The sequence below is a fragment of the Aquabacterium olei genome, from assembly GCF_003100395.1.
GTDB lineage: Bacteria > Pseudomonadota > Gammaproteobacteria > Burkholderiales > Burkholderiaceae_C > Aquabacterium > Aquabacterium olei.
Genome location: NZ_CP029211.1, coordinates 1 through 14,687, shown reverse-complemented (window position 1 = coordinate 14,687; position 14,687 = coordinate 1). Strand labels below are relative to the sequence as shown.

Annotated in this window: 12 protein-coding genes; 6 read left to right on the top strand and 6 right to left on the bottom strand. The window is 66.6% G+C overall.

Going from position 1 to position 14,687, the window contains the following annotated elements; translation table 11 throughout:
• Positions 1-5: 5 nt before the first annotated feature.
• The 6 genes from DEH84_RS17440 (at position 6) to DEH84_RS17415 (ending at position 8,750) form a co-directional block, all read left to right on the top strand.
• Positions 6-1,637, top strand: coding sequence for a sensor domain-containing diguanylate cyclase (locus DEH84_RS17440; RefSeq protein ID WP_159099041.1), 1,632 nt, complete (start codon positions 6-8; stop codon positions 1,635-1,637).
• Between the two features lie 152 nt (positions 1,638-1,789).
• A complete protein-coding gene (locus DEH84_RS17435) occupies positions 1,790-3,157 on the top strand; it encodes a trimethylamine monooxygenase (protein ID WP_109038493.1) in 1,368 nt (455 codons plus the stop codon).
• Positions 3,150-5,507 carry a trimethylamine N-oxide demethylase gene (locus tag DEH84_RS17430; protein ID WP_109038492.1) on the top strand — a complete coding sequence of 786 codons (2,358 nt, stop codon included), beginning with the start codon at positions 3,150-3,152 and terminating at the stop codon, positions 5,505-5,507. The genes DEH84_RS17435 and DEH84_RS17430 overlap by 8 nt, the downstream gene beginning before the upstream one ends.
• Before the next feature lie 51 nt (positions 5,508-5,558).
• On the top strand, positions 5,559-6,419 hold the full coding sequence (gene purU, locus DEH84_RS17425) for a formyltetrahydrofolate deformylase (protein ID WP_109038491.1): 861 nt from the start codon (positions 5,559-5,561) through the stop codon (positions 6,417-6,419).
• A gap of 77 nt (positions 6,420-6,496) precedes the next feature.
• Positions 6,497-7,255, top strand: a complete 759-nt coding sequence (locus DEH84_RS17420; protein ID WP_109038775.1) for a TorF family putative porin — start codon at positions 6,497-6,499, stop codon at positions 7,253-7,255.
• A 169-nt stretch (positions 7,256-7,424) separates the two neighbouring features.
• The gene (locus DEH84_RS17415) at positions 7,425-8,750 is read left to right on the top strand and encodes an ammonium transporter (protein WP_109038490.1); all 1,326 of its coding nucleotides are present in this window, start codon (positions 7,425-7,427) and stop codon (positions 8,748-8,750) included.
• 170 nt (positions 8,751-8,920) lie between these two features.
• Here DEH84_RS17415 and DEH84_RS17410 read toward each other — a convergent pair whose 3' ends face one another.
• From DEH84_RS17410 to DEH84_RS17390, 6 genes are read right to left on the bottom strand one after another with little or no spacing between them, the layout of a single operon-like run.
• The gene (locus tag DEH84_RS17410; RefSeq protein WP_109038489.1) at positions 8,921-10,948 is read right to left on the bottom strand and encodes a sigma-54-dependent Fis family transcriptional regulator; all 2,028 of its coding nucleotides are present in this window, start codon (positions 10,946-10,948) and stop codon (positions 8,921-8,923) included.
• Between the two features lie 3 nt (positions 10,949-10,951).
• Positions 10,952-11,992 (bottom strand): heme-dependent oxidative N-demethylase family protein, encoded by a 1,041-nt coding sequence (locus DEH84_RS17405; RefSeq protein ID WP_109038488.1) that lies wholly within the window; start codon positions 11,990-11,992, stop codon positions 10,952-10,954.
• 19 nt (positions 11,993-12,011) lie between these two features.
• Complete coding sequence (locus DEH84_RS19720) at positions 12,012-12,374, bottom strand: 2Fe-2S iron-sulfur cluster-binding protein (RefSeq protein ID WP_342755643.1); 363 nt, start codon at positions 12,372-12,374, stop codon at positions 12,012-12,014.
• Complete coding sequence (locus tag DEH84_RS19715; RefSeq protein WP_342755642.1) at positions 12,368-12,973, bottom strand: ferredoxin reductase; 606 nt, start codon at positions 12,971-12,973, stop codon at positions 12,368-12,370. Before DEH84_RS19715 ends, DEH84_RS19720 begins: the two co-directional genes overlap by 7 nt.
• Complete coding sequence (locus DEH84_RS17395; protein ID WP_109038487.1) at positions 12,970-13,536, bottom strand: dimethylamine monooxygenase subunit DmmA family protein; 567 nt, start codon at positions 13,534-13,536, stop codon at positions 12,970-12,972. The genes DEH84_RS19715 and DEH84_RS17395 overlap by 4 nt, the downstream gene beginning before the upstream one ends.
• Positions 13,537-13,568: 32 nt before the next feature.
• Positions 13,569-14,687: an aminomethyl transferase family protein gene (locus DEH84_RS17390; RefSeq protein ID WP_109038486.1), complete on the bottom strand. Its 1,119-nt coding sequence runs from the start codon at positions 14,685-14,687 to the stop codon at positions 13,569-13,571.

The window sequence follows — 14,687 nt, the reverse complement described above, 5'->3', positions numbered from 1 at the left end:
ACAGGATGAGCACGCACACCGCGCACGCGGACACGACGGCCACCGGCACGCGGGGCCGCTCGCCCGGGGAGGACCACCTCTCAGTGAAGGTTCGCATCATCATCATGCTCTACGTCGGGCTGGCAGGACTGCTGACCTTCATCTCAACGGGTTGGCTGACTTCGTGGCATCCGATGGCCTCATGGCTGACGGCGGGGCTGGCCTTGGCCGGACTGGCATGGGCCGGAGCACGGCAACCCGCTATGCAGCCCACCAGCACGGCGCCCGAGCAGGACAAGCAAGGTGCGGGCCAGAACCAGGCACATTGCCAGCGCTGCATGCAGCCGGGTGAATCGTGGTCGGGCACCGTCCTGGACCAACTGCGCCTGAGCCTGTTGATCGCGGACGCAGGCGGCCACATCGAGTACACCAACGAGAGTTGGGAGACGCTCACGGGTCGCGCACGCACCGAGACGGTCGGGCAGTCGCTGTGGACCTTTCTGCACCCCGAGGACGCCGTGGGCGTGAGCTGGGACTGCCGCCGGGTCGCACAGGGCGAAGTGCCGGAGTTCTGTCAGGAGGTGCGCGTGCTTGACGCGCGACGCAGGCCGGTGTGGGTGATGCTTCGGGCACGCCCTTGCGCGCTCGTGACGCCGGAATCCGGCAAGCTCGCCGTGACACTCGAAGAGATCACCCGCCGCAAGCGACTCGACGAGCAGCTGCGCTCGACACGCCACTACGTCAACACGCTGCTGTCCAATGTGCCAGGCATGGTGTACCGCTGCCGATACGACCCGTCCTACACGATGGAGTTCATCAGCGACGGATGCATGGAGTTGACCGGCTACGAGCCGGACGACCTGATCGAGAACCGTCGACTCGCCTACGCCAGCCTGATCCACCCGGAGGACCGCGCCTTCGTCTGGACGCAGGTGCAGGTGCATGTCGAGAAGCGGGCGGCCTACCAGGTCTCCTACCGCATCACCGACGCCACCGGGCGCGTGCGATGGGTGTGGGAGCAGGGCCGGGGTGTTTACTCTTCGCATGGTGAGTTGCTCGCCGTCGAAGGCTTCATCACCGACGTCTCGGAGCGCAAGGGGGCCGAAGAGCGGGCAAAGCGAAAGATGTGGTTCGAGGCCCGCACGGGGCTGACCAGCAAGGCCATCTTCGATGCCCTGCTGAGCTGGAGCCTGCATCTCACGCGCATGGGCGGGCCCGTGGCCGCCGTGCTGCTCGTCGAGCTTCCGCAGGCGACCGCCGAGATCGAGCGCCTGGGCCTGGAACGGTTCGAACAGGCCCTGACACTCCAGGCCCGTCGCCTGGTGCCGGCGGCCGGGCCCGGCGCTGTGTGTGCCTACCTGGGGCATCACCAGTTCGCGGTGCTCACCAGCGACTTCCGTCATCTGGGACAGGCTCGCGCGGCCGCGGATGCGAGGGAGCTGCTGCCCCTCGTGTCGCGCATGGCGCAAGGCCTGCTCGACGCCCTGATGGAGCCCGTGAGGCTGGACGGGCAGAACGAGCGCATCGATGTGGTGGTGGGCATCACCCTCACATCGCCTCGCTACAACGATCCGGATGCCCTGCTTGCATCTGCACAGAAGGCGGCCAGGGCCGCCGCAAAACTGGGCAACGGCCACTGCGAATTCGCCGAGGAATGAGCGCCGGGCCACCCTTACCACCTTTGGCGTAGCACCACGAGGGAATTGCGACGCGCCCCCTCTCCTTGCGACCATGAACCCAGTTTGAGAGGCCTGCACACCGACCCAGTGCAGCCTCGAATCCAACTGGAATCATGTGGAAAGGAAGAGAGATGACACGAGTTGCAGTGATTGGTGCCGGCCCGTCCGGCATGGCCCAGATGCGCGCCTTTCAGTCGGCCGCGAGCAAAGGCACCGAGATCCCCGAGATCGTCTGTTTCGAGAAGGCCTCGGAGTGGGGCGGCCTGTGGAACTACACCTGGCGCACTGGTCTGGACGAGAACGGCGAGCCCGTTCACTGCAGCATGTATCGCTACCTGTGGTCGAACGGCCCGAAGGAATGCCTGGAGTTCGCCGACTACACCTTCGACGAGCACTTCGGCAAGGGCATCGGCTCCTACCCTCCGCGGGCCGTGCTGTGGGACTACATCAAGGGCCGCGTCGAGAAGGCCAACGTCCGCCCCTGGGTGCGCTTCGAAACGCCCGTGCGCATGGTGACCTTCGACGCGAAGACCGAGAAGTTCACGGTCACCGCGCATGACCTGAAGACCGACACCATGACGTCGGAGCTGTTCGACTACGTGGTGGTGGCATCCGGCCACTTCTCGACCCCCCACGTGCCCTTCTTCCCCGGTTTGGACACCTTCAACGGCCGCGTGCTGCATGCCCACGACTTCCGCGACGCGCTGGAGTTCAAGGACAAGAACGTGCTGCTGATCGGCCGCAGTTATTCGGCGGAAGACATCGGCTCGCAGTGCTGGAAGTACGGCGCCAAGACCATCACCACCTCGTACCGCAGCAAGCCCATGCCCTTCAACTTCCCGGAGAACTGGGAACAGAAGCCGCTGCTGACCCACGTCGAGAACAAGACGGCCTACTTCAAGGACGGTACGTCCAAGGAGATCGACGCCATCATCCTGTGCACCGGCTACCTCCACTACCTGCCCTTCCTGCCGGACGACCTGCGCCTGAAGACCGACAACCGCCTGTGGCCACTGGGTCTGTACAAGGGCGTGGCCTGGGAAAAGAACCCCAAGCTGTTCTACCTGGGCATGCAGGATCAGTTCTTCACCTTCAACATGTTCGACGCGCAGGCCTGGTATGTGCGCGACCTGATCCTGGGCCGCCTGTCCCTGCCGGCCACCACCGCCGAGATGACCGCCGACAGCCAGGCATGGCGCAAGCGTGAAGAGGCCCTGACGACCGACGAATCGATGATCCGGTTCCAGGCCGACTACGTGCAGCAGCTGATCAATGCGACGGACTACCCGAGCTTCAACATCGAAGGCGTGATCCAGACCTTCCTGGTGTGGGAACAGCACAAGAAGGAAAGCATCATGACCTTCCGCGACCACTCTTACCGCTCGCTGATGACGGGCAAGCAGTCGCCGCTGCACCATACACCGTGGAAGGATGCGCTCGATGACTCGCTGGAGGCCTACCTGGCCAACGGCGAAGCCAGCACGGGCACCCATGGCTGACGCGGCCATCCCTCTGGCCCCGCCGCGGGCCAGCATCCTGCGGCAACCCGGCCTGCCGGCTGACGCTCCTGGCAGCCGGCGCCTCGTGGTGGCGGGTCAGGGCGTCACGATGGCGCCGGTTCAGGCCGGCGACACCGTGGTGCTGACCAACCGCGAAGGTGGGCAGCGATGCGAGGTGACCCTGGTCGACCTGCAGGGGCGGTTCGCCCCCGCCGGCCCGGGGCTCTCGACTGAAGCAGCGCGCTGCGTGCTCGGCATGCTCACCGATGCCGCGCATGCCGATGTGCGCCGCGTGCGGGATGCACTGACACGCCGCGGCGTGGCGCTCGCATCCATCGAAGGCCACGCCTGCTTTTCGCCAACCTCGCCGGCGGGTGAACAGATCGAGTTCACCGTTCAGCACGACGGACTGCTTCTGGTTGGCGCGCCGGCTCCGGACATGGCGGTGGACCTGACCGACACGGCCACGCCGATCGACGTTCGCATCACACGCGCCGCTGCAGACGCCGGGCCAACCCCGCTGCCCGAGCCCCTCGCAGTCCCGCTGCAGGACATCCGCATTGCCGCGGGCACAGCCCAGGCCTATGTGGTCAAGGCGGGGCAGTACATCCAGGTCATCGACGTGGAAGGCCGGCAGTGTTCCGACTTTCAGGCCTTTGCACTCGACAAGGTGCAACGTGGGCTGGACCGGGGCCTGGATGCCACCGTGACCCGCACCTTGCTGGGGCGCAGCTACCCCACGCCAGGCCTGCCCTCCAAGGCCTTCGACCGCGACTGCACACCGTTGATCGAATTCGTGCAGGACACCGTGGGTCGCCACGATGCCTTTGCCACGGCCTGCGGGCCCCGCTACTACGACGACATGGGCTACCCCGGCCATGTCAACTGCAGCGAGAACTTCAACCTGGCCCTGGCCCCATACGGTGTCGCCCCGCGCCCTGCGTGGGAGGCGATGAACTTCTTCTACAACACGGCGCTGGACGAGCACGAGCAGCTGCACCTGGACGAGCCCTGGTCACGCCCTGGCGACTACGTGCTGATGCGCGCGCTCACCGACCTGCTGTGCGTGAGCTCGTCCTGCCCGGATGACATCGATCCCGCCAACGGCTGGGAGCCGACCGACATCCACATCCGGACCTACGACGCCGCGTTGCAGTTCCCTCGCGCCATAGCGCACCGCATGACACCCGATGCCGAGCCTCGCATGACCCGAGAAACCCCCTTCCATCCCGCCACGTCGGCCCTCACGACGCACTACACGGACTACCGGGGCCAGTGGCTGCCCACGCGCTTCCTCAACGAGGGGCCGGTCGCCGAGTACTGGGCGTGCCGCGAAGGCGTGGCCGTCATGGACCTGAGCGCGCTGCGCAAGTTCGAGATCACCGGCCCTGACGCCGAGCCCCTGCTGCAGTGGTGCATGACGCGGGACATCGGCAAGCTGTCCGTCGGCCAGATCGTCTACACCGCCATCTGCCATCCCCACGGCGGGATGATGGACGACGGCACGGTGTTCCGCATGGGACCCGACAGCTTCCGCCTGGTCTGCGGCGAAGACGTGACCGGCATCTGGCTGCGGGAACAGGCTCAGAAAATGGGCTACCGGGCCTGGGTTCGCTCGTCCACGGACCAGCTGTGCAACCTGGCCGTTCAGGGCCCCAAGTCGCGCGAGCTGCTCAGCCAGATCCTGTGGACCGCACCGGCCCAACCCACGATCGAGCAACTGCAATGGTTCCGCTTTGCGCCGGCCCGCATCGGCGGTTTCGAGGGTGAGCCGGTTGTGGTCTCCCGAACCGGCTACACCGGCGAGCTCGGCTTCGAGGTCTTCTGCCACCCGCGGCACTCGCAGCGCGTGTTCGACGCCATCTGGCAAGCGGGCCAACCGCTGGGACTGAAGCCCCTGGGCCTGGACGCGCTGGACATGCTGCGCATCGAAGCCGGCCTGGTGTTCGCGGGCTACGAGTTCTGCGACCAGACCGATCCCTTCGAAGCCGGCATCGGCTTCACCGTGCCGCTCAAGACCAAGGCCTGCGATTTCGTCGGTCGCGACGCCCTGGTGCGCCGCAAGGCCGCGCCCCGTGGTGTGCTGGTGGGCCTGGCTCTCGAGGCCAACGAAGTGGCCGCCCACGGTGATGGCGTCTACGTCGGTCGCGCTCAGGTCGGTGTCGTCACCAGCGGCATGTACTCCCCGACTCTGCAGCGCTCGATCGCGCTGGCGCGGGTCGATGCGCACTACGCCGAGCTCGGCACCGCACTGGAAGTCGGCAAGCTCGATGGACAGCAGAAGCGCCTGCCTGCCCAGGTCGTGCGCTTCCCGCATTACGACCCGGACAAGCTGCGCGTGAAGTCCTGAAGCCCGACCTATCCCTCCCCTTGCAGACCGGTGCATCCGGCCAACCGAACCATGTCTGATCCCCGTACCTATACCCTCACCCTATCCTGCCCGGATCGCCTGGGCATCGTCGCCGCCGTGAGCCAGTTCGTCACGGCGCGCGGAGGCTGGATCATCGAAGCCAATCACCACGCCGAGCAGGAAGACAACGTCTTCTTCATGCGACAGGTGATCCTGGCCGATTCGCTCAACTGCAGCGTGGCGCAGTTGCGGGCTGCCTTCGAGCCGCTGGCCAAGTCCTTCGGCATGACGTGGTCCATCTCGGACTCCGCCGTGAAGAAGCGCATGGTGGTCATGGTCTCCAAGCAGGAGCACTGCATCTATGACCTGCTCGGCCGCTGGCATGCCGGCGAGCTGCCGGTCGACATCCCGTGCGTGATCTCGAACCACGAGACCTTCCGCGGTCTCGTCGAGTGGCACGGGATCCCATTCCACCACGTGCCCGTCACGCCGGAGAACAAGCCGCAGGCCTACCGCCAGGTGATGGACATCTTCGACACCGCGCAGGCCGACCTCATGGTGCTCGCGCGCTACATGCAGGTGCTGTCGCCCGAGATGTGCGAGCGCTATGCCGGTCGCATCATCAACATCCACCACTCCTTCCTGCCGAGCTTTGTGGGCGCCAAGCCGTACCACCAGGCGCACGACCGCGGCGTGAAACTGATCGGCGCAACCTGCCACTACGTCACGGCCGACCTGGACCAGGGTCCCATCATCGAGCAGGACGTCATCCGCATCGACCACAGCGACCTGATCAGCGATCTGGTCCGCTATGGCAAGGACATCGAAAAGGCCGTGCTCGCACGGGGCCTGCGCTTCCATCTGGAAGACCGCGTGATCGTTCACAAGAACAAGACCATCGTGTTCCGCTGAAACCGTGCACCGCGCACGGTCGCGCCACGCCCCGCTGAGTCCCTTCCCTCTGTTCTGGCTTGAGTTTGGAGATGTTCATGGCCTTGTCCTCTACCCCTCGCTTGACGCGAGTTGCCGCCGCCTGTGCACTGGCACTGCCCCTCCTGGCCGGTGCCGAAACCGCACCCTACACCTTGACCACCAATGTGGCCCTGGTGAGCGAATACGTGTTCCGCGGCATGACGTACTCGCAAGGTCGCGCAGCCGTACAGGGCGGCGCTGACTTTGCGCACCAGAGCGGCCTGTATCTCGGGGTCTGGGCCAGCAGCGTCAGCAGCGAGCCGCTGGGGGGCGCCGTGTCCGAAGTGGACTACTACGGTGGCTACACCGCGTCGGCGGGCGACTTCACCTACGACGTCGGCCTGCTTCAGTTCACCTTTCCCCGCGGCAAGCTGACCAACAACGTCAGCCTCAACACGCTGGAGGCGTATGGCAGCATCACCTGGAAGATGCTGAACCTGAAGTACTCTCGCACGATCGGTGACTACTTCGGCGTGAACGAGAAGTCCGGCTACCGCGCCGACTCGAAGGGCTCGGACTACATCGAAGCCAACATCAACTACGAGTTCCTGCCAGGCTGGACGGCCAATCTGCATGCGGGCCGGCAATCGGTGAAGGGCAGCAGCGAGTACAACTTCTCCGACTACAAGGTGGGCGTGTCGCGCGACCTGGGTGCGGGCTGGCTCGCCTCGCTCGCCTGGATCGACACGACGGGCGACACCGTCCTCTACACCTACCCTTCTGGCGTGAACGTGGCTGCAGCCAAGTGGGTGGCTTCGATCAAGCGCACCTTCTGAGGCGCCGCTCCGGATCCTTGCGGTGCGCCGCTCGGCGCGCTTCTTGCGACAGACCGACTGGCGCTCCCGCAGAACGCACCAGCGGGGTCCGCATTCGACACCCGTGGGGCATGACCGGTGCACCGGCTTGCCCCTCGCTCCCCTCAAGTTGCCCAATATGGAGCATCCGATGTCCACACCCTCTCTCGTCCGGCGCGGCATCACCGCCGTCGCGCTTGCTGCCTGCAGCACGGCCGTCCTGGCCCAGGCTCCGGCACCCACACCCACGCTCAACACCGGCGACACGGCCTTTGTCTTCGTGTGCAGCCTGGTCGTTCTGCTCATGACGCTACCGGGCCTGGCGCTCTTTTACGCAGGCCTCACCCGCGTCAAGAACGTGCTGTCCATGCTGATGCAGGTCTTTGCCGTCTCCAGCCTGATGGCGCTGCTGTACGCGATCTATGGCTACAGCCTGACGTTCGTCGACGGAGGCAGTCTGCAGGCCTTCATCGGCGGCACCAGCAAGTTCTTCATGAACGGCATCACCGTGGACTCGCTGCAAGGCACCGTGCCCGAGCTGCTGTACTTCCTGTTCCTCACGCTGTTTGCCGCCATCACGCCGGCCATCATCTGCGGGGCCTTCGCAGAACGCGTGAAGTTCTCGGCGGTGATGGTGTTCATGGTGGTGTGGCTCACCATCAACTACGTTCCTATGGCGCACATGGCCTGGGGCGGCGGCTGGGTTGCCGGCCTGATCCCGCAGGACTTTGCAGGCGGCAACGTGGTTCACGTGAACGTGGGCATCGCCTCGCTGGTCGCGGCCTGGATGGTCGGCCCTCGCCTCGGCTGGGGCAGCACCAGCATGGCACCGCACAACATGACGATGACCATGACCGGTGCGTCGCTGCTGTGGGTGGGCTGGCTGGGCTTCTGTGGCGGTTGCGCCCTGGCGGCCAACGGCTTTGCCATGTTGGTCGTGGTGAACACTTTCCTCGCATCGTGCGCCGGCGCCCTCTCCTGGATGGCCGTGGAATGGGTGCACCGTGGCAGGCCCAGCCTGCTCGGTCTGCTGTCCGGCTCGATCGCTGGCCTGGTGGCCATCACCCCGGCCTGCGGCTTCGTGGGCCCAATGGGTGCCATCGTGCTGGGCATCATCGTCTCTCCGATCTGCGTGTGGGCGGTCGACGTGCTCAAGCCGCTGATGAAGCTCGATGACTCGCTGGACGTGTTCGGCGTGCACGGCGTCGGTGGCATCGTCGGCGGCCTGCTGACCCCGATCTTTGCCTTGCCGGCCCTGGGTGGTGTGGGCTTCGCCGAAGGGCGCGACCTGGGCACGCAACTGGCCTACCAAACGGGTGCGCTGGGCTTCAGCATCCTGTACTCGGCCGTCACCAGCCTGGTCGCCTTCATGGTGGCCAAGGTGGTGTGCGGTGGCCTGCGCATCGACGAAGAGCAGGAGGTGGACGGCCTGGACGTCTCCTCGCACGGCGAGGTGGGCTACAAGCTGAGCAACTGAGCCAGCACCGCCCAGTCTCGTTCAACCGGGCCGATGCCGCACACTGCGGCATCGGCCTTTTTCTTTGCCAGCGCATCGCCGGAGCGGGCCCAAGGGGAACGCGCCAAAGACAAAGGCCCCGCAACATCGGTTGCGAGGCCGGGTTCAGATCGGAGAAAAGAGAACGCTGCTCAGGAAGCGACCGGGATGCCGAGGCGGTGCAGCTTGCGGTACAGCGTGTTGCGGCTGATTCCCAGCACCTTGGCCACGCGGCTGACGTTCCAGCGGTGCTGCTCGATGAGCTTGAGCAGCGCCTCTCGCTCGCCCAGCTGAACGGGATTGAGTGTCGCCATGATGTCCTCGTCGGCATCGGCATCCACGTCCATGGCACCTGCTGCGTCTTCCTGCGTCGCCCCGCCAGCCGGCATGGCCTCTGCGGGAGCGGCCCACACCAGGCCACCAGGCTGGCATGTGGCCGGCATCTGGCGCTGCAGGGACGGCAGGTGCTCGGGCAACACCGTCACACCGTCCATCAGGGCGACCGCCGTGCGAAGCACGTGCCGCAACTGCCGCACGTTGCCGGGCCAGGCGTAGCCCATCAGCAGGGCATCCGCTTCGGCGCTCAGGCGCACCTCGGCCCCGGCCTCTTCGGCCAGGATGCCCAGGATCAGGGCGCGCCGGTCGCTGCGCTCCCGCAGTGCGGGCAGGCTCAGCTCGATGCCGTTGAGGCGATAGTAGAGGTCTTCCCGGAAGCGGCCTTGGGCCACCAGCTCGGCAAGATCCCGGTGACTGGCACTCAGAAGCTGAAAGCTCACGTCCTGAGCCTCCTCCGATCCCAGGGGCGTGACCCGCCGCTCATCCAGCACCCGAAGCAGGCGTGCCTGCAAGTCCAACGGCATGTCGCCAATCTCATCCAGGAACAAGGTGCCCTTGTCGGCCTGCAGCACCTTGCCACGCCGGCCACTGCGCTGCGCACCCGTGAAGGCCCCGGCGCGGTAGCCGAACAGCTCGGCCTCGATGAGGCTCTCGGGGATGCTGGCGCAGTTCACGGCCACGAACTCGCCGGACGCATGCGGGCTGTGCTCGTGCACCAACCGGGCAAACACCTCCTTGCCGGATCCGGTTTCGCCGTGCAGCAGCACGGGAATGCCCTTCTTGATCACCTTGCAGGCGGTCTGCCAATGGCCCATCAGCCGGGGATCGCCCAGCTTCTGCCCCACGGTGGCGTGCGGGTGCGACGCCGACGCAGCGGAGGAGTCGTCGCGTGGAGCCAGGGCTCGCCGGGATGTCGCCGACGACGGCTCCACACCCGCCGGCCGCCGGGCCAGGGCGAAGTACCGGTTCGAGCCGCTCACCTTGAAGGTGACGACCGGATGGAAGGACGCCTGGGCGCTGCGCTCGATGAGGTCGTCCAGCGACGTCTCGAACACCTCGTCCAACCGCATGCCGATCAGGTCCATGGCGGCCGTTCGTCCGAGCTGGAAGAGCGCGCTGCGGTTGACCGCCAGGATCTGGCCGTCCGGCGCCACGGCCAGCCGGCCTTCATGCAGGGTGTGGATGAACTCCGGCCGGGTATGGAAGTGAACCGGGCAGGCGTGCGGAAAGGACCGGTCCAGCAGGCGGTTCTCGATCATGCGGGCCGTCATGTCCAGCAGGACCAGCACATGCTGCTGGGGCATGAGCGAACGGCTCGTCACATCCAGCACGCCGGCGGGTCGGCCCTCGGCATTGACCAGGGGCACGGCGGCGCAGGTCAGCGATCGGAAAGGGGGAAAGAAGTGCTCTTCGCGGTGGATGGTCACGGCCCGGTTGGCCGCCAGGCAGGTGCCCATGCCGTTGGTACCGGCCTGCGCCTCGCTCCAGACGGCTCCCACGCGAAAGCCCATGTCGTCGAGGTCCCGCCCGAACTCGGGCGAGGCCACCATGTGCACGATCATTCCGTCGGTGTCGGTCAGCACCACGGTGGAAAACGGGTCGGCCAGCTGCTGGAACAGCGTGGTCATCTCATGGCGTGCGCAGGCGACGAGGTCGGACAGTCGCGCCTGACGCTCGGCCAGCAAGGCCCCGTCATAGCACAGCGGGCGCGGCCGTCCGTCCGGGCGCAGGCCGTGTGCTTCGATGCAGCGCGCCCAGGACTGGCTCGCCACATCGCTCATGCTCAAGGCCTGCGCGCCTCGGGCCATCACCGTGTCAGCCCGGGGCGAGAGGACGGCGCTCATGGCTCACTCCGGTTGGGTGCCCGGACCCAGATCCCGTCCGTCATCGAACTGCGAGAGCCACGTCACCGCCGTGGGCAGGTAGCGGGTGAGCCCCTTGTACTCGGCCAGGGGTGCAGGCAGCGAGCCCAGCACCCGGTGCAGGCGGGCGCCCCAGCGCGGCTGGGTGCACAGCTCTTCCAGGCTGGCCAGGTAGCAGCGGATGCTGAACAGCATGCCGTTGCTGCGGGGCAGGCGGAACATGGTCTGCAGCTCCACGCGCAGGTGCACCTTCTTGCCGACGTTGTCCGGTGTGACGGAGGCCCGGTCGGTCCCCCATTCCGGATAGGTCTCGGGCGAGGTGTCCAGCCGCGGGTTGACCGTCATCGTCCAGTTCAGACGCCGTACCGGACGTCCCTGTTGCAGCATCATCAGGTACTTCAGCGCGCGGTCGAACACGCCCATGTCGTGCGCCAGCGGTACGGGCGCATGCCATTGGTGGAAGCTCATGCCGACGTCGAAGGTCAGCGACCAGTCGGCCTGGGACGTCACCATCGCGGCATCGGCGAAGAGGGTGCCTTCGCGCTGATCCAGCACCACGAAGTCGCCCTGAACCTGGCGGGTGATGTACTCCAGCGGCCCCTGGGGCAGCGTGCTGGCATCACCGAAGATGAAGTCCTGGCGCAGCCCGAGCGGCCGGTTGGTCCACACCCAGCGGTTGCCGTCGCGCAGCAGGGCGAAGTGCTCCGGGTAGTCGGCCGCCAGCGAGGTCATCAGCAGCTCCAGCGTGTCCCACTCAGCCTCGATCATGTGCGGCAGGCTGGCACAGCGGCCCGGATCCCGCGCCAGGGTGATCGCCCGGTCCCGGCATTCGGCCACATAGTGCTCGTCGATGTCGAACGCGTGCTCGTACACCGATCCCACCGGGCCCGGCACATGGGGCTCCATGTTGACCGAGTACATGTAGCTGTCCTGCGGGAAGGGCAGCGGGAAGCGCCGGATGGCCTCCGGTGAGTTCTTGAACGTGTAGTCGTCCCGAAACGATTCCTGGGCGAAGGCGAGGGTCATGATGAGGCCTTGGTTGAGTTCAGAGGTCCAGGGTCAGGCAGGCGCCCTTGAAGCGCGACACACAGGGCATGACGAGCTTGCCGGCCTGTTTGTCGGCATCGCTCAGGTAAACGTCGTGGTGCAGCAGCTCGCCATCGGCCGAGAGCACCGGGGTCTCGCACTGCCCGCAAGCACCGCCGCGGCACAAGGCGTTGACCGGTGCACCGCATTGCTCGAGCGCCTCGAGCAGGGACAGGTCGGCCGGCACGGTGATGCGCTGGCCGCTGCGGGCCAGCAGCACATCGAAGGGCTCGCCCGGCTCGGCCGATGCGAAACGTTCGCTGTGGAGGTGGGTGGCGGGCCAACCCATGGCGGCCCCGCCCTCCATCGCGGCGCTCACCATGGGGGTCGGGCCACAGATGTAGAAATGCGTGCCCAGGCGGCGACCGGCAAACAGCGTCTTGAAATCGATGCGCACGCCCTGGCTTTCATCGTAGTGATGCACCTTGGCCCCGGTGCCAGGGCCTCCAGCTCGGCGACGTAAGCCGCGTGCGCCGGCGAGCGCCAGGCGTAATGCACCTCGAAATCGGCCCCGCGTCGGGCCAGCTCGCGGGCCTGGGACAGGATCGGTGTGACCCCGATGCCACCGGCCACGAGCAGGTGGCTGCGGGCCGTGCTGATCAGCGGGAACAGGTTCATCGGCGCGGTGATGTCGAGGCGATCCCCCACGCGAGCCTGTTCATGCAGCCAGGCCGACCCACCCCGCGAGGGCTCCTGCCGGCGCACGGCGATGCGCCAGCTCATGCGCTCGTTGGGGTCGCCCAGCAGGGAGTAGGGATTGCGGCGCGGACGCTCGCCTGCCGGCACGCTGACGACCACATGGCTGCCAGCCGAGTACAGCGGGAATGGCTGCCCGTCCGCACGGCGGAAGGTGAACTCGCGAATGCCCGATGCCACATCCCGGACGGCATCGATGACCACGTGAAAGGACGACTCGTTCATGACTGAAATGGCTCCGCTTCGGGGATGAGCCCGGGTTCCTCGGCATCGATCTGGAAGGCCATGTAGGCGCCCAGCTGACGGGAGAAGTGATCACGCACGAACAGCGTGCGGCCGCATCCGCTGCAAGGGGCAACGGTCGCCGTGACGTCCGGCGTGGTAGTGCGGCAGTGCACGCAGAACATGGGCCGAGCCGGCGCCCCCGCACGCTCACGCTGGATCTCGGCCTCGCCCAGTCCGGCCTTGGCGGCACGGCGCGAGGCCTCCCAGACCAGGTGTTCGTTGCCCAGCAGGTACAGGCGACAACCCATGCTGGCGCGCTCCAGCTCGGCCGACAGCACGTCCAGGCCCGCCTCCAGGTCCGAGGCCACGGCGCAGGGCACGCTGACACGAAGGTCGAGCTCTGCGCCTTCCGGCGAACGTCCGACGACGATCACCGACAGGGCCGAAGGCAGATCGTCCAGCAGCCGGGAGATCTGGCCCGCGTGCGCGGCTTCGACCAGCAGGATGTGCCGGAGACCGGATGGGTCCCACTGCAAGGGCTTGTAGACGGGGGTGCTGTACATGCTGTGACCCGGTAAGGGCAGAAGGTTGGAGATCAGGCCAGCTTTTCGGGATGGGTGCGCAGGCGACGGGGGTCGTAGAACGGCGTGCGGACCACGGTGGCCTTGAAGTCGCCCGACTGGCTGCGCACGGTCAGGCTGGTGCCCAGCTTCAGGTGGGTGGGCTTGAGGTGCACCATGGCCAGCGACTGCATCAGCAGGCGGCTGTAGCTGGCGGTGGTCACGACACCGACCTGCTGCGACCCGTCGAAGATGGGCGCGCCCGCTTCCACAGCGGCGTGGTGGTCCACATGCAGACCGGCCTGCTTCACACGCTCACGGCCCTTGAGGTGAGCCAGGGCCTGCTTGCCGATGAAGTCGGCCTTCTTGTCGAGGTCGACGGCCCAGTCCATGTTGACTTCCCACGGCGTGGTGTCGCCTTCCGGCATCTCGAACGGGAAGAACAGCAGGCCGCCTTCCACGCGGGTCAGCTCCAGGGCGTTCCACGACGCCGGGATCACGCCGAAGGGCTTGCCTGCTTCCAGGATGCTGTCCCACAGGAAGACGGCGTCGGCGCGGCTGCAGTACACCTCGTAGCCCAGCTCGCCCGAGTAGCCGCCGCGGCCGATGATCACCTGCTTGCCGAAGATGGTCGTGGGGAAGTGGTTGAAGTAGGGCAGCCCGGCCAGGTCGCCGGCCACATGGGGGGCCAGCACATCACGCGACAGCGGGCCTTGCAGCGACAGGATGTGAACGTCCTGATCGGACACGATCTCCACCTGCTTGCCTTCGGCCAGGCGAGCCAGGGTCTGCGGTGTGGCGCCGCTGCCATGCGACACGCGGAAGCGATCGGCAGCATCGCGCATCACCATGATGTCGTCGACCAGCGCGCCGCTTTCATTGACCTCGGCCGACAGACGCGCCGTGCCCGGCTTCAGGCGGGTGATGTCGATGGCCAGCATCTGGTCCAGCACCGCTTCGGCATCCGGGCCGCTGACCTGAACGATGTTCAGGGCGGACACGTCGTACAGCGCAGCGCGCGTGCGGGTGGCGATCACTTCCTCATGGGCGTCGCGGTTGTAGCTCCATGGGATCGGCATGTTGTTCCAGGTGTCGCCGTCCAGCTTCGAGCCAAGTTGACGATGGCGCTCATTGAGCACGGAGTTCCGTTGCAT